The organism is Dyadobacter soli, from assembly GCF_900101885.1.
Classification (GTDB): Bacteria; Bacteroidota; Bacteroidia; order Cytophagales; family Spirosomataceae; genus Dyadobacter; species Dyadobacter soli.
In genome coordinates, this window is the sequence record NZ_FNAN01000005.1 from 279,826 (window position 1) to 299,644 (window position 19,819).

The window sequence follows — 19,819 nt, forward strand, 5'->3', positions numbered from 1 at the left end:
TGCTTTGGCACTGACCGCCGTGGCTTTCGCCGGAAGCGCTTTTGCGCAGAAAGTGGATCTCGTCCGGAATGACAAGGACAAAAAAGTGGAGGTAAAAATCGACGGGAAGCCATTCACGGCTTACTATTACCCCGGCGAACAGAAGCTGAAAAAGGCCGTCCTCTACCCGGTAATGACTGCCAAAGGCACCGTCATCACCCGCGGCTGGCCGCTGGACCCTCGTGCAGGCGAGCGCGTAGATCACCCGCACCACGTGGGTATCTGGCTGAACTACGAGGATGTGAACGGTAACGACTATTGGAACAACTCCGACGCCGTGAACCACGAAAAGCGCGCCTACGGAACGATCATCCATACCGGCATTACCTCCGTGAAAAGTGGTAAGGATAAAGGCGAGCTCACCGTAACGGCCGACTGGGTAGATAAAGACGGTACGCTGACCCTGAAAGAAGTGACTAAATACACTTTCAGCGGCAAAGGCGATTCCCGCATCATCGATCGTACCACTACGCTGACGGCCGTGTTGCCGGAAGTGAATATGCCCGACGTCAAAGACGGCATGTACGCCATCCGCGTGGCGCGCGAGCTGGAATTGCCTTCCAACAAGCCCGAGATCTTCACCGACGCAAGTGGTATCGCCACCAAAGTGCCCGCATTGAACAACGAGGGCATTACCGGCAACTACCGCAACAGCAACGGCATCGAAGGTGAAACGGTATGGGGCAAACGCGCGATTTGGTGTAACCTGACCGGCAAGATCAAGGACGAAAACATCAGCATCGCGATGATCGACCATCCCAAGAACGTCGGGTATCCAGCTTATTGGCACGCGAGAGGTTATGGCTTGTTCGCGGTGAATCCATTAGGCATGAAAGCGCTCAGCGACGGAAAGGAAACGCTTAATTTCAAACTGAAAAAAGGTGAATCGACGACCTTCCGTTACCGTCTGGTAATTGCTTCCGAGCATTTGAAAGATGCCACGCTCAACGACCTCGCAGCCGCGTACGCGAAGACGGAATAGTTTGTATTATAGCAGATTGAAAGGGTAGCCAGCGACTTTCGCTGGCTATTTTTTTACCCTAAACAATCTGTCGGTATGAGTTTGGAACGTTACGAATATGACCAGCTGGACGAGTTCACGTATCGCTTTTACAGCGTCGGGCGAAATGGTACTTTTGAAATGCGTGTCCGGTTCACCGAAATGGCCTTTAACTATTACAACCTTGGCTTTGGCGTGCTTGATCCGGGGTCGGAATGGCTGGACGATCGCGTAGAGTTGCGGAATGGGGACAGTCAAATAATACTTGCGACCGTTGCGAGCATCGCACTTAGATTCATGGACGTGCATTTAGGGGTAGGTCTTTACGCCTCAGGGAGTACACCTTCAAGAACAAGATTGTACCAAATGGGCCTCAATCGGGTTTTACCACATTTAACAGAGTACTCAATTACCGGACTCATTGCAAAGCAGGAAGGATCGTCAATTCTACCCGAAAACAAACCTGAGCAGTATGGCGAATGGCAAGAATTTCAAACCGGCATTTCGTACCGCGCTTTTTTGATTTTTAAGGGCAAATGATTAAATTAGTAAGACAAAATCGCAGATAGCTATGTCAGAAACGAAAACCTACAAATTGAGACCAGGCCGTCCTCCCGTAAGGCATATACCTAACGAGGACGAGTTCTTCGAAAAGAAAGCTGCCAAAATGAAAGCGCTTCTCGAAAAATACCCCGTCCCGGAAGAACTGCTGCGAAGAGAAAAATAACCCTACTTATCCTTCGTGCCCGGTGAATGCCAGCTGATCACATGGTAAGTCGCAGGTGTTTTGCCTGCGTTGCGAACGGCGTGCATTTGATTGGACGCCTGGAAAATGACGGAACCCGGGCCAACCTTCTTCTTTTCTCCGTTTACAAGCGCCTCCACGGTGCCTTCTTTAATTATTATCACTTCTTCTTCGGGATGTTTGTGGGGCGCGTGTGATGCTTCACCCGGATTCAATGTAGTTACGTGGCATTCGAGCTCGTCGGTGGTGGCGGTTTGGGAGCGAAAAAATGTTCTCACCGAGCCGATGGCGGTGTTCTTCACGGCGATATTGTTCCAGTCAAAAACGGACGATTCGAGGATACTGCCTTGTGGTCGGGCGATAATGCAGGTCAATGTGGAGCAAACTGAGATAGAGGCAACGATCACGTCTCTTTTAGTAATTTTCATAGTAGGGGGTAAATTGAGTATTTATAGTAGAAAGACTTCGATTAACGCGGTTTACCTTGACTGTTTTATCAAAATAATTTAAAATCTTAATGGATTAGTTTTAAAAGGCATGACCGGAAGCTTTACTATTTTGATAATGGGCAAATAAACGTTATCCTTGAAGCTGAAACGCGGAAAACTCTCCGCGGTCTGTTTTGCGTTCAATTCATGGAAGATCAATCAAGAAGAAAGTTTCTGCAAAATGCGGGATTGGCTTCGCTCGCCGCAGTTTCCCCCGTCGCCGCTGAGCCTGAAAGGAGTAAGGAGTTGTTTATCCATCACGTTTTTTTCTACCTCAAAGAGCCCAATAATGCACAGCATGAGGCGCAGCTCCTCGAAGGGCTCCACAAGCTGGCCAAGGTTCCGGCAATCGAATATGTGCACATCGGCAAACCGGCGGTAACCAGCCGCCCGGTGATCCTCAAAGATTATACAATTTCCTGGATGTGCTTTTTCAAGAATATCATCGAGGAGGAAATCTATCAAACCCATCCGATCCACCTGGAATTCATCGAGCAATATTCCCATTTGTGGGAAAAAATGGTGGTTTACGATTCGGTAGGGCCGAAGAAGGTTGGATGAAATGCCGCGGGTGAATAGGACTGATGTTTTGAAGCAGTAACGATATGAAAGAGAATTTCAAGGAAAATCACCCCGAATGCCGGGAAATGATCCTCCCGGTACGGGACGCGCTGGATGTGATCAGCGGAAAATGGAAGATTTCGATCCTCATTGCCATGAGCCTCGGCAACAGGCGCTTTATGGAATTGCAGAATGCTATCCCGAACATCACGCCGCGTATGCTGTCGAAAGAGCTGAAAGAGCTGGAAATGAACCTGCTGGTTGAACGAAAAGTGTACGATTCGTTTCCTCCGGTGATCGAATACGAGCGTACTGCGCACGCACATTCGCTCGAACCGTTGATTGAAGAGCTCCGCCGATGGGGCGAATACCACCGCCTGGTGATTACCGGCACCAATATCGAACACCCGGTGAAGGAATTGCAGGATTGAGCTAACATGAGTCTGGCTTTGTAATCTTGATGAAATCTGTTTTTAAAAAATCAATGAAGTTATTCCCGCATTTGGCCGCATCGCTGGCCGCATTTGGTTTGTATTTCTCGCCTGCGCAAGCGCAGCAGTATTCGGACGCGATCCGTTTGAACCAGGTCGGTTTTTACCCGGCGGCACCGAAAGTAGCTGTTATAGCCGGGGATGCGGGCGATGCGTTCGAAGTCAAGGATGCTAAATCGGGAAAAACGGTTTTAAAAGGAAAGCTCGGCGCTGAGCGTACGAGCCAGCATTCAGGCAAGCATACCAGGTTAGCGGATTTCAGCACGCTTAGGAAGCAGGGCTCTTACATTATTGAAGTAGCGGGCCTGGGAAAATCTGCGCCTTTCCGCATTAGCAACAAGGTTCACAGAGATGTGGCTGAGGCCGCATTGAAAGGATATTACTACCAGCGCGCTTCCATTGAACTTCCCGAAAAACACGCGGGCAAGTGGGCGCGGCCCGCCGGGCATCCGGATGATAAAGTGCTTATCCACGCGTCAGCAGTGTCGGAAGGAAGGCCTGCGAATGCGGTAATCTCATCGTCAAGAGGTTGGTATGATGCGGGTGACTATAACAAGTACATCGTCAATTCGGGTATTACAATGGGTACTTTGCTCTCGTTGTACGAAGATTACCCGCTCTATTTTGAAGATTTTAATACGAACATTCCTGAAAGCAACAACGGTGTCCCCGATTTGCTGGATGAGGTAGTCTGGAACCTGCGCTGGATGCTCACCATGCAGGACCCTGCTGACGGCGGCGTTTATCATAAGCTGACAAACCCGCGTTTCGATGGCATGATCATGCCCGATGCTGCGAAAAATCCACGGTATGTGGTGCGGAAAGGCACCGCGGCAACGCTCGACTTCGTGGCGGTAATGGCGCAGACGTCGCGGGTTTTCAAAAATTTTGATAACAAATTTCCCGGCCTCGCCGACTCCTGCATTACAGCGGCTGTAAAAGGCTGGCAATGGGCGGGCAAGCATCCTGCGGTGATGTATAATCAGGAAGCGATGAACAAGGAATTCGATCCGGACGTCGTCACCGGCGCTTATGGGGATAGATCGGTAAAGGACGAGTGGATTTGGGCAGCGGCGGAAATGTACGCCACGACCGGCAAGCCGGAGTACATAAAGGAAGTCGATCTGGAATTGCAGCAGCCCATGGCTTTGCCTACCTGGGGACAGGTGAAAACATTGGGATACTATACATTACTACGGTTTGCCGAGAAATTGAAATTACCCGCAGAACAATCCGGCGCATTGCGGAAATGCATTTTGAATTATTCCGATCAACTCCTAACCGACCTTGAAAAGCAGCCCTATCACACGGTAATGGGCAAAGTCGCGCAGGATTACGCCTGGGGCAGCAGCTCGGTTGCGGCAAACCAGGGTGTTGCATTACTATGCGCCTATCGCTTGTCGAAAGACCAGAAATATCTTCACGCGGCCTTGGGTAACCTCGATTACCTGCTGGGCCGCAATGCTACGGGCTACTGTTTCCTGACCGGCTTCGGTTCCAAACGCGTAATGCATCCGCACCACCGGCCTTCCATTGCCGACGGTATCGTGGACCCGATCCCGGGCTTACTTTCCGGCGGGCCTAACCCCGGGCAGCAGGACAAATGCGCAGGCTATCCTAACAAATTTGCCGACGAGTCGTTCACCGACAACGACTGTTCCTACGCATCCAATGAGATCGCGATCAACTGGAATGCGCCCATGGTATACCTCGCGGCTGCACTGGAAGCGACATTGAAATAGCCGGCTTTCAGGCGCTTTTCCCTTTTACCGGAATCGTTTCGGGCGTTTCGTTATAGCCCTTCTTTTTCGTCATATTCCCCTTTTCCGACTTCTGAATGGATTCCTGTTTCAGAACTCCCGAAGGTTTGCGGCTATCGTCTTTCTGTTTCGACTTGCCTTTCGGGCCGCCCTGGCTTGGCGAGCCGCCTTCTACATTCTTGGTTTGCGTTTTCATAGTTTTTCAGGTTTGGGTTGATACTTGCAAAATTCATTCCTGCTGGCCCTACTTTTTAAGCATTGTGCAGTAGAACCGCCTCCGGGGCCGACTCTTTATCAAATCACAATCCAACAAACAGTATGAACCTCTTCAAATCCATATCTCAACTACGCAGCCTCCTCCAAACGATAGACATCGAAGCCGTCGCCAAACTTTCCCAAAAAGTAGATCTGAACAAGTTAATGGGCATTGTTTCCAAAATGAGTGAAGATGACCTGGGGAAAATGCTCAAATTCATGCAGGCCGGTTCTGGTAAAAAGAAGGCGCCGCCCGTCGTGAATGGCGATTTTTATGAACTGGCCTCGACACTCACACCCGAGGAGCGGGAAATACAGCTAAAAGTGCGGGAGTTCATGGAAACGGAAATCAAGCCGATTGCTAATTATTATTGGAACAATGCACAGTTTCCCAAGCACATTGTTCCGCTTATGGCGAAGCTCGATATCTGCGGCCTTACCTACCAGGGTTATGGCTGCGCAGGGCGTTCCGCATTGTTGGAAGGTTTCATCGCGATGGAAATGGCACGCATCGACTCGTCCATCTCTACATTCTTTGGTGTGCACAGCGGCCTGGCGATGGGCTCCATTTACCTCTGCGGTTCGGAACAGCAGAAGCAACAATGGCTGCCGGTCATGCAACGTATGGAGCTGATCGGTGCATTCGGCCTTACCGAGCCGGAAGTGGGTTCGGGTGCTGCGGGCGGCCTCACGACTACTTGCAAACGCGAAGGCGACGAATGGGTCATCAACGGCCAGAAGAAGTGGATAGGCAATGCCACTTTCTCCGACATTACGATTATCTGGGCACGCGATCTGGCCGACAACCAGGTGAAAGGATTTATCGTGCGGAAAGAAAACCCCGGTTTCAAAGCGGAGAAAATGGAAGATAAAATGGCGCTGCGTACCGTGCAGAATGCATTGATCACCCTCACCGACTGCCGCGTGCCGGAAGCCGACCGCCTTCAAAACGCGAATTCATTCAAGGATACCGCCAACGTCCTCCGTATGACGCGTGCGGGTGTGGCCTGGCAGGCGGTCGGGTGCGGGCGCGGCGCGTACGAGCTGGCATTGAAATACACGATGGAAAGAAAACAATTCGGCCGTCCGATAGCAGGGTTTCAGTTGGTGCAGGACTTGCTGGTGACCATGCTCGGTGATCTAACGGCCATGCAAACGATGGTGTACAGGCTATCCCAATTGCAGGATGCGGGCGATTTGGCGGATGAGCACGCGTCGCTCGCGAAAGTATTTTGCACGCTGCGTATGCGCTCGATCGTCGATCACGCACGCGAGCTTTTCGGCGGCAACGGCATATTGCTCGAATACGACATCGCACGCTTCGTCGCGGATGCCGAGGCCATTTACTCGTACGAAGGCACGAAAGAAATCAATTCGCTGATCGTCGGGCGGGCCATTACGGGGGAAAGTGCATTCGTATAGCATAGAAAAGGGCAGTCAAGCTGCCCTTTTTAGTGTCATTTGAGTGTTCCGGCCTTCATTTCGTTGAGATCCTTTTCCATCGAAACCCACGACATACCGGTTACTTTTTGTGCCTCCACGGCTTTGGCCTGCCATTCGATCGCCTCGTCTTTCCGGCCAAGTTTGTAAAGTAAGTGTGCGTAAGTGTCAAAGTAAGCAGGATTACCCAGCGGCATGTGATGTTTATCCCTGCGCAATTCTTCATGCCATTCTATCGATCGTTTGGACCACATTAATGCACGTTCCAGATCGCGTGGTTTATTATTAAGCAGATAGAATTGCCACGCATGGTTATTCAATTCCATTTGGTACTGTTGAGACGGCGGTGCAAACCGGACGGCCTGTTTTTCACCGGCAGGCCCCAGGGGTGTCTGATCGGCAAGATTCTTTTGCAGTGCCGCCTGATCCATTCTTTTAAGCGAGTCAACACTGAGCAGGAGATGATTCTGTTCAAGGAAATGCCGGCATTCCATGAAATAGTTGGCAGTGTCCTTTACTTGCTGATAATACCATATCATGTTTCGCCGGAAATGAAGATTGCCCAGCATATAATTTTCACGATAAGTTTGCTGGGTATAATTTGAAGCCTGAAAAGCTAATTGCTGATCTTTGATATCAACAGCCTTTTTCAATGTACTTCCTATGATACCATTATTGAATGCGACTGCTTCGCCCGGGGAAACGGATTTGTACAAACTATCTATCATGGAACGCGGCACGAGTGCCTGCACCAGCTTATATGCGCGGCTGTCCATTGTCGGCCCCTGCTGATAGATGAATTTAACTACCTGGAAGTTTTTGATCGAATCGACCGGTAGTTTACCAACATATTCATCGAGCAAATCGGATGTCGGCATGTTAACTTCCCGACGTTTTTGAATATATGCTTTTAAAAACGCAGCCGACCTTTCACCGTTTTGATATTCCTTTTCGAAATCGCTGAGTTGTTTGCCGCCTTTTCGGCCAAGCGCGATTTGTGCAAAATCGAGATAGGCCTTGGAATGGCTCGTGGAGCCGTTAAAACGATGAAGGATATTGCCTTCCGCATCAACATAGAGTGAAACCGACGCACCTTTAACCTGAAATTTCTGAGCCAGATTCCGGCCGTTATCGGTCTCTACATTGCTTCGGATGGCGATGAAATTCTTTTGGTAAACATCTTTAAGATCAGCGCTGCTGAAACCCTTGGAAGCGACATCGTTGCAATGCGTGCAATCATTGCTTTCAAGATGTATAAAAATAAGCTTTCGCTCTTTTTTTGCTGTTTTAGAAAGCGATTCCCACGAGGTATTACTGTCGATGAATGTAATTTGACCGCGGCTTTGAAACGAAATGATCAGCGCAAATGCCAGTACAATTTGCTTCATTATTTGTAGGGGTTGATGAGGTTTTTCAAATGTAATTCAAATTTTGTAACCGTTTGTTAAAATAATGTAAATCTCAATAGCGCATTGTAATTCGAAAAAGCCGGTTACAACTGTTTTTGTAAATAGAGTGTCTCATTTTCAATTCACTTACACCATTCCCTGACCCATGAAAAAACTTCTGCTCTTCTTCTCCCTGATACTGGTATTTTCCTGCAAAGACAAAACCGTTTCCTCAACCTTGGAAGTCTGCGGTGTGAAAGATCCTGTCCGTAATTTGCCCTGGCTGAAAGCGAAGATCGATTCTTCGAAATCCAAAAAAGCCGCTGAAATGCTGACCATAACGCTCGCTAAAATCAAGGGTGAAACTGTTTTCAATTATAGCACGGTCTATATGTCGTGCATTGGTTGTGTGGCGTTCCACTGCGACGGTACCCGCCTCGATCCCAAGAAATATACCCCTCAGGAAATGCAGGATTATATGAATACAATTCTGGGCGACGGCACCCGGGGCCCGGTAATTTGGCCTGAGAAATAGCCTCCATTCTTGCCTTTAAGTACGGTCCGGCGTAATTTGTGCCGCTCAACCTAACCGCCACAAACGTGCAGGCACCATTAACCATCCGTCGGGCATCGGCGGCCGACCGCGAGATCATCTATCAAATGATATGCGGCCTTGAAAATATGCCTATCAACCGCCCGGGCTTCGATGCAGCTTTTGACCGGAACATCACAAGCCCACATATCAGCTATTTCCTCGCCGAAACCGGTGAAAAGCCGGTCGGGATGGTGAGCTGCCATATTCAGCCGCTGCTGCATCACGCGGCCTTGGTTGCGGAGATTCAGGAAATGTACGTGGAGCCCGAATACCGTTCGCAAAAGGTCGGAAATGCTTTAATGGAGCACGTTACCGCATTCGCGAAAGGCGAGGGCGCTATTCAGATGGAGGTTACCTCACGCGCTACACGAGAGCAAGCACACAGGTTCTACCAGCGCGAGGGCTTTGAAAAGTCGCATGTGAAGCTGGTCAGATATTTTAAAAACACATAAAAAAGCGCCGGACCAACGTCCCGGCGCTTTTTGCATTACCCTAAACCTTCAACTATTACCTTTAATATCTTAGAATCTGCCTCTGTGGCGACCATCGCGTGACCAGCGGTCGCGGTCGCGGCTAAGACGGCGGGTGTCCGACATCAGCTCGTGCAGGTCATTGCGGAGAATTCTCTCCTCACGGTTCGACAACCGGCCGTGGCGGGCGAAAAGCCGTTCCTTATCCGCTATGTTATCGTAGCGGTTCATGAGCATGCTGGCCTCACGGGAAGTGAGCGCGCCCCATTGCACACCATTGGCTATATTTTGTCGCGCTTCTCTTTGAAGTCTGTTGATGTCCGACATTCTTTCGTGGCTGTAACCACCACGATCATGACGGGGACCATATTGGGCGGAAGCATTGGTGAATCCTAATGCGAGAACCACTGCGGCAAAAAGTATCTTTTTCATAACCCAAAAGTTTTAAGTTTCGTGGGTTAGAGGGCTACCTGCCGCAGAGGTTTAAATGGGGTTTGTTAACGATTGTTAAGCGAAAATGAAGGAATTTTAATCATTTGAAAATCAGCTGGCAATCGCCACGCGAATGACTTCCTGGGCCTCACTCAAAATCTCTTCCGCTTTTCTACCGGCTGGCTCGATACCCGGCAGCACCGTAAAACTCAGCTTTGCGAAAGATTTCAGGGGAAATATGCCCTTGGGATTGAAAGCGCCTGTCCCATTAATAGCTACTGGAACGATGAGCGCGTCGGGGGCCCTTTTGAGCAGGGTAGCGACGCCGCCGGGCTGGAATGCCTTCATATCGCCGCTGGCCGTGCGGGTACCCTCGGGGAAAATAATGGCAGACGCTTTTTCGTCCTGGATCAGCTTACCGAGACGTGCGATTTCGGTAATGGCCTGCTTGCCGTCTTTCCGGTTGATGAGCGCCGCGCCGCTTTTGCGCAGGTTGTAGGAAATGCTTGGAACGCCTTTCGCGAGCTCTATTTTGGAAACAAATCGCGGGCTGTATTTCCGCATGAACCAGTACACAGGGGAAATGTCGTAGCTGCTCTGGTGGTTGGCTACGAATATGAGTGGCCGGTTGTCCGGCAACTGGGCAAGGTTTTTGAGCTTGATACTGGCGCCGGTCAGATAGAGTCCGAAGGTGAGCGAAAAATTGAGCCAGTCGACCGACACTTTGTGCGCCTTTTTACCAAAGACGTTGAATGCGATGACCTGTATAACGTGGAAAATCAGGAGTGTGAGGCCGAAGTGAATCAGGTAAAGGATACTCAGAACGTAGTCGAGGATTTTTCTCATTCTTATTTTTTCTGCAAAAATAGTCGAAATCTGTTTTGGTTACTCCAAATTCTAAAATGCGAAATGACAATAGTCATTCAAAACTTACGTATTATTCGCGTTATTTGTAAAATAGTCAATAGTGTTTAAAATCGAGATAAAATGGATATTACGCTTTCAGCCGAAAGGCTTGAAGTAATGAAACATATAGGCAAAGACCTGGACGGGCTGATAGGAGAGTACCTGAAACCGATTGACGAAAACTGGCAACCGGCTGACTTCCTGCCTGATGCAACGCGGGAGAATTTTTTGCATGAGGTGAAGCTTTTGCAAGAAAGTTGCCGCGACCTGCCTTATGACTACATTGCTGTGCTGATCGGCGATACGATTACCGAAGAAGCATTGCCTACTTACGAATCCTGGCTGGTGGACGTGATCGGTATCAACCAGGTCGACGAGCCCGAATCGGGCTGGGTGAAATGGGTACGTGCCTGGACGGCAGAGGAGAACCGTCATGGTGACCTCCTGAACAAATATTTGTACCTGTCCGGCCGCGTGAACATGCGGGCGATGGAGGTTTCTACGCAGTATCTGATCGCCGACGGTTTCGATATCGGTACCGACCGCGACCCTTATCGCAATTTCATTTATACCTCATTTCAGGAACTCGCGACCAACGTTTCGCACCGTCGCACGGCTACGCTCGCGAAGAAATTCGGTAACCCGCATTTGTCGAAAATATGCGGTGTGATCGCTTCCGACGAAATGCGCCATGCGAAAGCTTACAAGACTTTTGTAACCCGCATTCTCGAAGTAGATCCTTCCGAGCTGATGCTGGCACTGGAAGATATGATGCGGAAAAAGATCGTAATGCCCGCGCATTTTATGCGGGAAACCGGCGTCAAAATGGGCGAGACCTTCTCGCACTTCTCCGACGCCGCGCAACGCCTGGGCGTGTACACGACGCTGGATTATATCAATATCCTCGAAGACCTGCTCAACGAGTGGAATATCGGTTCCGTACGTGATATCAATGAAAAAGCGGAAAAAGCAAGAGACTATCTCATGGCACTTCCCGCACGTCTCCGAAGAATCGCCGACCGCACCCGCATCCCGGATCTGGCGTATGAATTTAGTTGGATAAGTAGGTAAAAAGACCGCCGACCGCTGACCGCCGATTTTATGTGTAGCTAGTGGGACCGCTGACGGCCGACCGCTGACCGCCGATTTTATGTGTAGCTAGTGGGACCACTGACGGCCGACCACCGACCGCCGATTTTATGTACAGCTAATATGAGATCGGCGGTCGGCCGTCGGCGGTCGATTTGACCCTAGTATTGCAATTACAAGAGATCGGCGGTCAGTGGTCGGCCGTCGGCGGTCGATTTGATCCTATATTGCATTCACATGAGATCGGCGGTCAGTGGTCGGCCGTCGGCGGTCACCCCACATTACTGCAACAACATCACCGCGCCACGCTTGTTAATCACCCTTCCCTTCGTCGAAATACCTTCGATTTCATACACGTAAGTTCCGGAAATGGCGGTGGCGCCTTTGAAAGAGCCGTCCCAGCCGGTGTTGAGCTGGTCGGTAAAGAATACGAGTTGCCCCCAACGGTTGTAAATGCGGAAGTAGCGGATCGACTCGATGTCGTTTACAACCGGTATAAGCACCTCATTTTTGCCGTCGCCGTTGGGAGAAAATGCAGTTGGAATAGCAATACTCTCCTGACGTTTAATGGAAAGGTTCACCGTCGCTGAGCCTGTACAACCCAAATCCGACGTAACATCTACGGTATAAGTCTGGTTTTCCCGCAAAATGGCGATCGGACTCTTGATATTGGCGTCGTTCAACCCATCGGAAGGCGTCCAGAGAAACGTGGCCGCTGCATAGTTGATGATTTGCGGCGAATTTGCATTCAGCTGAAATGGTACATTGTATTCGATGATCGCGTCGGGCGTTACATTCACCTCGATTTTCGGTGAAACACGGACCTGAACGGTGTCCGTTTGGGTACAAAATCCTTTGGTAGCCGTGATAATGTATCGCGTGGTAGCTTCCGGCGTTGCAACCGGTTCAAGCGCGCCTGCATTGTCCAGCCCGGTTTGGGGCAGCCATGAAAAGGTCTGACCATTACTCGCCGTCGCCAGCGTTACCGATTGTCCTACGCAAAGGGTTGTATCGGGCATTGTATTGACGGTAATATCGCTGGTAAAAGTCACATTGACATTCTGGCCGGTAACACAACCATTATCGTCTTTGACATACACCCGGTATTTACCAACCGGCGCGCGAAAGACATTGGTTGCCTGGTAATTAACCGAGTCGATCGAATACCGGTAGGGCGAAATGCCCTCCGCTGCTGTGAGCGTAATGGTTCCATCCGTACCGGTATCGCAACTTCCGGATGCTACCTCGGCGGTGAGCTTGGGATTGCTCATGACAATCTTTTTGCTGTTGACGATCGCGTTGCCGCAAGCCTGGCTCGTAATCGTAAGCGTGACGTTTCGGGTGCCGCCCGTTGCCCAGCTCAACACATATGGCCCCATTCCCGAGCCGGAAATGACCTGCGCCCCATCCCAGTCCCATTTAAAATCATAACCCGTGCCCGGCGCCGGAATAGATCCGGTATATTTCACTTCGACCTGTTTAGCGGTGCCGCATACCGCACCCGGGGTGATGGCAAAGTCGGGGTAAGCATTGATACTCGCCTCAAAACAGATTTCGGAGGCTGACTTGTTTACCTCCGCCTGCGAAAAGTACTTGCCGTGAAAAGCCAGGTAGGCAAAATTAGCTTCACCCGACTCGCAGGTTTCCACATTGTCGTCCCTGAAAATATAAATTGGCGAGCCGGCTTTGCCCACATAGGTTTTGGACGCGTCGATGTAGGAGGCAAACAGGTTATTGTTCACATAAACGTCCATTCTCCCCGTCGCGCCGTCGCGCGTGAAGGTGAGCAGATAGTAAGTCGAATTGTTAAAGAAGGGACATTCTCCGATGATGCCGTTCGGGTAAAAATCCAGGCAGCGTTCTGTCCTTCCGGGGGTATTTTTGAAATAAATACCATCGTCGCGCGTTCCATTTGAGAAGTCGATGATCCGGGTCCACGTCTTACCCCAATCGGTTACTTTCAGGTAAAGTTGAATGGTGTAGGATTCCGAAACGAGGCCGTCGGTGTTGGGGTACGCTAGCCCCCAATTCGTGTTATTGTGATAGATACTACGTCTCCCGCCACAAGGCAACACATCTTCCAGAAACCTGCCGTGTGTGGTTGCGGCGCTGCAAGAGCCTGCTGCTTGCTGCGGTACAAGGTCGGGACCGCATTCGGGTTGCGCTACGGTGAATTCGTTTTTGAAACGATAGGTATGCTTACCGGTCTGTGCCTGAGCGAAAGGCAGGAAAGAGCTGAAAAAAATGAGGATATATAAAGCGTTCCACTTCATATCGTTGCCTGCATACCGAACGTGAGCTTGAAATTGGGATTCAAAAGTAGTGTAAATACCGCTAAAACGATGCCAGCTTGCCGCTTTTTTGATACAACGGCTATGAAACGGACCGGGCCCGCAAATGCAGGCCCGGTCCAGACAACCATATGTATGTGAGAGATTACTGAGGAATGGGGCTGATGTCCCCGCGACGGATCATGCGGTTTTCCTTCGTCCGGAGATCGTCATGAAGCATTGTGCGGAAGCTGTCCACGCTCTTTGTAGCAGCGAGGCGCAGCCCTTCCGGCGCCGGAAGGCCCATGATATCCAGGGCTTTGCGAAGCAGGGTTTCATTTTCATCGCCGAAAGGAAGGTAGGGAACGGTGGTATCTTCCACCTGGTAGTCCGGCGTCATACCATCGACAGTCCCGTAGTCCGACTCGCCGTTGGCATTGGCGGTTTGTCCGAGCATAATGTACGCGCCCCATTTCCAGCGTTTCTGGTCGTCGGGAACCAACTGTCCGAACAGGTTTTTCCCCGCCGTATGCTCTCCGATCTTGATCACGCTCATGTAAGGCTTCAATCCATTGATTACCAGTTCGCTGGCTGATGCCGTTCCATTGGAAGTCAGTACAAACACGCGGCTCAAAGTGCTGCCGACATTGCTGGCCTCGTCCAGAAATGGGTAATTCAATGCATTGGCTCCCTGCATTTTCTGCCAGTATGCGGTGTATTTATCGTTCCATTGTTCCTTATAAAAGATTTTGGAGCCCGAAACCCCCGTGCCGATCAGCGACGCAAGGGTCACCGCCGAGCTGATATAGCCGCCCGGATTGAACCGCAGATCGAGTACCAGCTCGTTCACGCCTTTGCTTTTGAAATCCGCAAATACCTGGCGCAGCTCATTGTCATATTTCGACTCGTCGGCGTCGGTACCGGGTACGAATTGTGTGTAAACCAGGTAGCCGATCGTTTTGCCGTAAGCAGGTTTTGAAATGACGGTAGAAAAAAGAACGGGATCTTCGTTCACCAATGCTTTGGTCACGGTAACCGTGCGGCTGCTTGCCACAACGGCCGAGCCGGAAACTTCCCCTAATGTAAATGTGACCGTCTCGTTGCCGCCTAGCAAGGAAGTATAGTTGCTGGAAGTCAGCTGTGTCCCATTCACTTTCATGAGGATATCGCCCCGTTTCAGGCCTGCTGTTTCGGCCGGGCTGCCTTTGACCACATAATTCAGGAAAGCGGCGAGGTTCGACTTGCCATTATCGATGTAGGACAATGAGTAGCTGATCCCGAACATCGTGCTCACGCCATTGAATTCGCTCTGCAAAGCATCGATATCATCGGTAACGGCCGAAAAACGGTCGACGGTAGTGCGCTGGTAGACGAGTTTTTCAAAGTAATCATGGGGATCGATGGAATTATCGAGGCTGGTTTTCGCAGGCAGGTTTTTATACCAGAAATAGGCATCATCCATGATATCGTACAACCAGCTATTTACATCGGGATAATCCGCAGCAGTGGTAGAATCGAGGGTTGCTACGGCCGGCTCGACATCCTTGTCATTACAACCCACCACCGCCAGCGCAAAAATCAGGACATAGAGAAGATGCAATCGTTTGGAGTTTAACATAGTGTTCAGTTTAAAAAGTAAAGCGTAAACTGATTTGCCATAGGCCAAGCTGCAATGTGGGTTAATCGGTATTATACAGCTGTTACGTCGCGGGGGAGGGAAATGTGGCGGTGAGGGTAGCTAATTTTATTCCGGTGATGATGGAGACTGCCCCGGCAGGGGCTTCCTGTTTCTAGAAATTATTGGGTTAAAAAATGCGAAGGCTCCGGAGGTGTCGCCTTGTATACATAGGCGGCACCTCCGGAGCCTTCGCTTGAAATCTAAATACACTACTAGAAACAGGAGGGCTCTCCGAGCCCATTACCCGACAGATTTTCGCCATTGATCCGGAGGGTTTTGAAAAATCCAAAACTACCTGCCGGGCCAATGGCGATTTATATTGGAATGGGTGCTTAAATGCCTGTCAATCCCCTGAAAAAATTCCGCGCGATAATCGCATATTCCAGCGGGTTCGCTTTGGCGGGGTCCTGTTCGGCTTCGAGGACGATCCAACCGGCGTAATCGCTTTCTTTGATGATCCCAAAAAGCGAGGGGAAATCAATGCAGCCTTCGGGATCGCCGGGCACGGTGAAAACGCCGTTTTTCACGGCCGTCAGGAAGCTCAGGCGCTCGTCGTGTACACGTTGGAGCACGTTCGGGCGCACGTCTTTAAGGTGGATGTGCGCGGTGCGACCGATGTATTTGTTCAATGCGGCTACGGGATCTTCACCGGCGAAATGAAAGTGCCCGCAGTCGTAGTTGAGAAACACATAGTCGGGGTTGGTTTCATTGAGCAGCCGGTCGGTTTCTTCGACGGTTTGGACGCAGGTGCCCATATGGTGGTGGAATGCCAGTTTCATTCCCCGGTCGCGGGCGATTTTCCCGAGTTCGTCAAGACCGTACGTAAAGTTGTCCCAATCCTCGCGGGTGTTCAGCATTCCCTTGCCTTCAAACACAGGTACATTCATTTGTCCCTGGCAGCTGTTTCCGGTTTCGCCGCCGCCGATCACTTTTGCACCCATGATTTCGAGGAAATCGAGCAGTTTGGTGAAATTCTCGCGGTTTTCGGCGAAGGTTTTGGTCGTCAGTTCGTAGCTGTTCCATTGGTTGCAAATCTGCAAGCCGCGGAGTTCCAATGCTTTTTTCAGGACATTGGTGTCGCGGGGAAACTTGTTACCCACTTCACAGCCCGTGAATCCGGCCAGCGCCATTTCGCTCACGCATTGCTCGAATGTATTCTCGCCGCCGAGCTCCGGCATATCGTCGTTGGTCCAGTTAATAGGAGCAACGCCCAGTTTGATGTTTTCGAAGTTCATTTTTTTGGAAAGGGGTGAAAGGGAGTAAGGGGAAAAAGGGAGGAAGGGGAGGATGGAGGAAAGGGGTGAAGGGGTTATCTCAAAAAAAACCTTTCCTCCCTTTCTTCCTTCCTCCCTTTCCTCCTTTATAAAAATATTCGTTGCGTTTTTTTGTTCTCGCGGTAAGTTTCAAATGCCTTTTGGACTGTCGGGGAGGTCGATACTTCCGCTACGGGCACTTCCCACCAGGCGTGGTAACCTTTCACAGTGCGGTACAGGCTGGTTTCGATGTAAATGACGGTGGTACGGTCGGCGGCTTTGGCTTGTGCCAATGCGGCTTCCAGCGACTGGCGGTCGGTGGCGCGGATGACGTTGGCGCCGAGGCTTTCGGCATTCTTCGCAAGGTCTACCGGCAAAAATCCGCCTGACAATTGCCCGGTTTCATTTTCGCGGTACTTGTACATGGTTCCAAAGCGCTCGCTGCCAATGCTTTCCGACAACCCGCCGATACTGGCGTAGCCGTTGTTGTTCAAAAGCAAAATCGTAAAGCGCACGCCTTCCTGAATGGCTGTTACAATCTCGTGGTTATTCATCAGGTAGCCGCCGTCGCCGCAGAGCACGTACACTTCGCGGGTAGGGTCGGCCATTTTGGCGCCGAGGCCGGCTGCGATCTCGTAGCCCATGCACGAAAAGCCGTATTCGAGGTGAAAGTTTTTCGGGTCGGTAGCACGCCATAGTTTGTGCAAATCGCCCGGAGCGCTGCCGGATGCATTGATCATCACATCGCGGTCGTCCATAAAACTGTTGAGCGTGCCTATCACGACCGCCTGATCGATCGGCGGAACGGTGCTGTTGCCTTCTGCATAAATCTGGGTCACCTCGTCATCCCAGGCCTTATTGATTTCGGTAATATGCTGGCGGTATTCTGACGCGACTTCATGGTTACCCAAAAGTCCTGCCAGTTCTTCCAGAACAGCTTTCGCGTCCCCGATCACCGGCAATGCGGCATGCTTGAATGCGTCGAATTCGCTGATATTGATATTGATGAAACGGACATCCGGATTTTTGAATATCGATTTCGAAGCCGTCGTAAAATCGCTGTAACGCGTGCCGATACCGATCACCAGATCAGCCTGGTTGGCAACGTCGATCGCATATTTGGTACCGGTGGCGCCCAGGCCGCCGATGCTGTAAGGCGCATCATAGCGTACTGCGCCCTTTCCAGCGAAAGTTTCGCCCACTGGAATGCCGGTTTTCGATGCAAATGCGTGAAGTGTTTCCGTTGCGCCGCTGTAAATAGCGCCGCCTCCCGCTACGATCACAGGTTTTCGGGCAGATTTGATCCATTCCGCCGCCTTTTGCAAGGTTACCAGGTCGGGACGGGGCCGACCGACATGCCACACGCGTTTTTGGAACAATGATTCCGGGAAATCGTAAGCGTGCGTCTGCACATCCTGCGGCATCGAGAGCGTCACACAGCCCATTTCCGCCTGCGAGGTGAGTACGCGCATGACTTCCGGCAGGGAGTAGATCAGTTGTTCCGGACGGTTAATGCGGTCCCAATATTTGGATACGGGTTTGAAACAATCATTCACCGAAATATCCTGTGAAGCGGCACTTTCGAGCTGCTGCAAAACCGGGTTAGGCTCGCGCGTCGCGAAAATATCGCCGGGCAGGAGCAGTACCGGCAACCGGTTAATGGTCGCCAATGCGGCGCCGGTGATCATATTCGTAGCGCCCGGGCCGATGGACGTCGTACAAACGAATGCACCCAGGCGGTTCTTCACCTTCGCGTAAGCGACCGCCGTATGCACCATCGATTGCTCGTTGCGGCATTGATAGTACCGGAAATCGGGATTTTCCTGTAACGCCTGGCCGAGCCCGGCCACATTACCGTGCCCGAAAATACCGAAACAGCCACCAAAATAGGGTTCTTCGATACCGTCACGCTCGATGTACTGGTTTTTTAGAAACATGATGGTAGCCTGCGCCACCGTGAGTCGTCTGGTCATGTCTTTGAATATTTACTGTTTGAAACAGAATCAGCTGATGGAGCTGAACTCGCCCGCTTTGCCGGTGCAACCGAACAAATCGAACTTTTTCAGCATAAACTTTTTGTATTCCTCCATAAAAATCTTCCCCGGGGTAGTAGGGGCGAATTCGTCGGGGCGGTCGCGGAAAAACTCCCGGTTGACCATCGTCCAGAGCAGCCGCGTGTCGGTTGCGATGTTGATTTTGCAAATGCCGAGTGGAATAGCCTTTCGTACTTCCTCTTCTTGCACGCCTTTGGCATCGGTTTTCAACTGGCCGCCAGCCGCATTGATGCGTTCGATCACTTCCGGGACCACATTGGAGCCGCCGTGCAATACGAGCGGGAAGCCGGGCAAACGCTTCTGAATTTCTTCCAGGATATGGAATTGCAGACCCTGCCCACCTGAAAATTTGTAAACACCGTGGCTGGTACCCACGGCAATGGCCAGGCTGTCGCAATCGGTAGCACGTACAAAATCCTCGACCTGCTGTGGATTGGTGTAAAAAGAATGCGCCGCATCGACGGTGAGGTCGTCTTCCACGCCGGCCAGCACACCTAACTCAGCTTCCACGCTGATGCCTTTCGCATGCGCCGCGGCTACCACGGCCTGGGTACGGGCTACATTTTTTTCAAAACTGTCGTGCGAAGCGTCGATCATCACAGAAGTATAGCCGCCTTTGCCGATCGCATCGAAAATGTGTTCTTCATAGCCGTGATCCATATGGATCGCGTACGTAACGTGCGGGTAAATGCGCGCGGCGGCACCTATCATGGACAGGAGCATGTCCGCATGGGCGTAGTCGCGCGCGAAGGGCGTTGTCTGGACGATGAAAGGCGCATTGGCCTCCTGCGCCGCAGCGAAAAGACCATGAATTTCTTCCATGAAAAACACATTCACAGCCGGTATCGCGTAGCGGCCATAGCACTTTTCAAAGAGTTGGCGAGTTGTCAGTAGCATTGGAATGG

20 protein-coding genes are annotated in these 19,819 nt (G+C 51.0%); 10 read left to right on the plus strand and 10 right to left on the minus strand.

Annotated features, from left to right (window positions below; genetic code table 11):
• Nucleotides 1-4: 4 nt before the first annotated feature.
• The 3 genes from BLQ88_RS09590 to BLQ88_RS36715 all read left to right on the plus strand — a co-directional run bounded on the left by BLQ88_RS09590 (nucleotide 5) and on the right by BLQ88_RS36715 (nucleotide 1,766).
• Nucleotides 5-1,021, plus strand: a complete 1,017-nt coding sequence (locus BLQ88_RS09590) for a DUF6807 domain-containing protein (RefSeq protein ID WP_090148746.1) — start codon at nucleotides 5-7, stop codon at nucleotides 1,019-1,021.
• A gap of 81 nt (nucleotides 1,022-1,102) precedes the next feature.
• Nucleotides 1,103-1,579: a DUF6934 family protein gene (locus BLQ88_RS09595; RefSeq protein WP_143016822.1), complete on the plus strand. Its 477-nt coding sequence runs from the start codon at nucleotides 1,103-1,105 to the stop codon at nucleotides 1,577-1,579.
• Between the two features lie 31 nt (nucleotides 1,580-1,610).
• Entirely contained in the window at nucleotides 1,611-1,766 is a 156-nt protein-coding gene (locus BLQ88_RS36715) for a hypothetical protein (protein WP_176884958.1), read from the plus strand.
• 2 nt (nucleotides 1,767-1,768) lie between these two features.
• Here the strand turns inward: BLQ88_RS36715 and BLQ88_RS09600 are convergent, their stop codons facing one another.
• Nucleotides 1,769-2,212, minus strand: a complete 444-nt coding sequence (locus BLQ88_RS09600; RefSeq protein WP_090148750.1) for a cupin domain-containing protein — start codon at nucleotides 2,210-2,212, stop codon at nucleotides 1,769-1,771.
• A 207-nt stretch (nucleotides 2,213-2,419) separates the two neighbouring features.
• Here BLQ88_RS09600 and BLQ88_RS09605 point away from each other — a divergent pair, with 207 nt between their 5' ends.
• Genes BLQ88_RS09605 through BLQ88_RS09615 form a run of 3 tightly spaced genes read left to right on the plus strand, consistent with a single transcriptional unit; the run spans nucleotide 2,420 to nucleotide 5,066 of the window.
• Complete coding sequence (locus BLQ88_RS09605) at nucleotides 2,420-2,833, plus strand: Dabb family protein (protein ID WP_090148751.1); 414 nt, start codon at nucleotides 2,420-2,422, stop codon at nucleotides 2,831-2,833.
• Nucleotides 2,834-2,877: 44 nt separating this feature from the next.
• The gene (locus BLQ88_RS09610) at nucleotides 2,878-3,264 is read left to right on the plus strand and encodes a winged helix-turn-helix transcriptional regulator (protein WP_090148753.1); all 387 of its coding nucleotides are present in this window, start codon (nucleotides 2,878-2,880) and stop codon (nucleotides 3,262-3,264) included.
• A 53-nt stretch (nucleotides 3,265-3,317) separates the two neighbouring features.
• A complete protein-coding gene (locus BLQ88_RS09615; RefSeq protein ID WP_090148755.1) occupies nucleotides 3,318-5,066 on the plus strand; it encodes a glycoside hydrolase family 9 protein in 1,749 nt (582 codons plus the stop codon).
• A 7-nt stretch (nucleotides 5,067-5,073) separates the two neighbouring features.
• On the opposite strand, the gene BLQ88_RS09620 is transcribed toward BLQ88_RS09615, so the two are convergent.
• Complete coding sequence (locus tag BLQ88_RS09620; RefSeq protein WP_090148756.1) at nucleotides 5,074-5,280, minus strand: hypothetical protein; 207 nt, start codon at nucleotides 5,278-5,280, stop codon at nucleotides 5,074-5,076.
• A 122-nt stretch (nucleotides 5,281-5,402) separates the two neighbouring features.
• Between BLQ88_RS09620 and BLQ88_RS09625 the strand changes: the two genes are divergently transcribed.
• Nucleotides 5,403-6,761: an acyl-CoA dehydrogenase family protein gene (locus BLQ88_RS09625; protein ID WP_090148758.1), complete on the plus strand. Its 1,359-nt coding sequence runs from the start codon at nucleotides 5,403-5,405 to the stop codon at nucleotides 6,759-6,761.
• 35 nt (nucleotides 6,762-6,796) lie between these two features.
• On the opposite strand, the gene BLQ88_RS09630 is transcribed toward BLQ88_RS09625, so the two are convergent.
• Entirely contained in the window at nucleotides 6,797-8,167 is a 1,371-nt protein-coding gene (locus BLQ88_RS09630) for a thioredoxin fold domain-containing protein (RefSeq protein ID WP_090148759.1), read from the minus strand.
• Nucleotides 8,168-8,333: 166 nt separating this feature from the next.
• Between BLQ88_RS09630 and BLQ88_RS09635 the strand changes: the two genes are divergently transcribed.
• Together BLQ88_RS09635 and BLQ88_RS09640 are read left to right on the plus strand one after the other, a co-directional pair.
• The gene (locus BLQ88_RS09635; RefSeq protein ID WP_090148761.1) at nucleotides 8,334-8,702 is read left to right on the plus strand and encodes a hypothetical protein; all 369 of its coding nucleotides are present in this window, start codon (nucleotides 8,334-8,336) and stop codon (nucleotides 8,700-8,702) included.
• A 65-nt stretch (nucleotides 8,703-8,767) separates the two neighbouring features.
• A complete protein-coding gene (locus tag BLQ88_RS09640; RefSeq protein WP_090148979.1) occupies nucleotides 8,768-9,214 on the plus strand; it encodes a GNAT family N-acetyltransferase in 447 nt (148 codons plus the stop codon).
• A gap of 69 nt (nucleotides 9,215-9,283) precedes the next feature.
• Here BLQ88_RS09640 and BLQ88_RS09645 read toward each other — a convergent pair whose 3' ends face one another.
• Both BLQ88_RS09645 and BLQ88_RS09650 read right to left on the minus strand, forming a co-directional pair.
• On the minus strand, nucleotides 9,284-9,664 hold the full coding sequence (locus BLQ88_RS09645; RefSeq protein WP_090148762.1) for a hypothetical protein: 381 nt from the start codon (nucleotides 9,662-9,664) through the stop codon (nucleotides 9,284-9,286).
• A gap of 111 nt (nucleotides 9,665-9,775) precedes the next feature.
• Nucleotides 9,776-10,510, minus strand: coding sequence for a lysophospholipid acyltransferase family protein (locus BLQ88_RS09650; protein WP_090148764.1), 735 nt, complete (start codon nucleotides 10,508-10,510; stop codon nucleotides 9,776-9,778).
• Between the two features lie 141 nt (nucleotides 10,511-10,651).
• On the opposite strand from BLQ88_RS09650, the gene BLQ88_RS09655 reads away from it, so the two are divergent.
• On the plus strand, nucleotides 10,652-11,641 hold the full coding sequence (locus BLQ88_RS09655) for an acyl-ACP desaturase (RefSeq protein ID WP_090148766.1): 990 nt from the start codon (nucleotides 10,652-10,654) through the stop codon (nucleotides 11,639-11,641).
• A 299-nt stretch (nucleotides 11,642-11,940) separates the two neighbouring features.
• Here BLQ88_RS09655 and BLQ88_RS09660 read toward each other — a convergent pair whose 3' ends face one another.
• From BLQ88_RS09660 to BLQ88_RS09680, 5 genes are all read right to left on the minus strand, one after another.
• Nucleotides 11,941-13,932, minus strand: a complete 1,992-nt coding sequence (locus BLQ88_RS09660; RefSeq protein ID WP_090148767.1) for a T9SS type B sorting domain-containing protein — start codon at nucleotides 13,930-13,932, stop codon at nucleotides 11,941-11,943.
• Between the two features lie 163 nt (nucleotides 13,933-14,095).
• Nucleotides 14,096-15,529 (minus strand): S41 family peptidase, encoded by a 1,434-nt coding sequence (locus BLQ88_RS09665; protein ID WP_229212646.1) that lies wholly within the window; start codon nucleotides 15,527-15,529, stop codon nucleotides 14,096-14,098.
• 410 nt (nucleotides 15,530-15,939) lie between these two features.
• Nucleotides 15,940-16,842: a myo-inosose-2 dehydratase gene (gene iolE, locus BLQ88_RS09670; protein WP_090148768.1), complete on the minus strand. Its 903-nt coding sequence runs from the start codon at nucleotides 16,840-16,842 to the stop codon at nucleotides 15,940-15,942.
• A gap of 125 nt (nucleotides 16,843-16,967) precedes the next feature.
• Nucleotides 16,968-18,833, minus strand: a complete 1,866-nt coding sequence (gene iolD / locus BLQ88_RS09675; protein WP_090148770.1) for a 3D-(3,5/4)-trihydroxycyclohexane-1,2-dione acylhydrolase (decyclizing) — start codon at nucleotides 18,831-18,833, stop codon at nucleotides 16,968-16,970.
• A 30-nt stretch (nucleotides 18,834-18,863) separates the two neighbouring features.
• Nucleotides 18,864-19,811, minus strand: a complete 948-nt coding sequence (locus BLQ88_RS09680; protein WP_090148771.1) for a class II fructose-bisphosphate aldolase — start codon at nucleotides 19,809-19,811, stop codon at nucleotides 18,864-18,866.
• Nucleotides 19,812-19,819 lie beyond the last annotated feature (8 nt).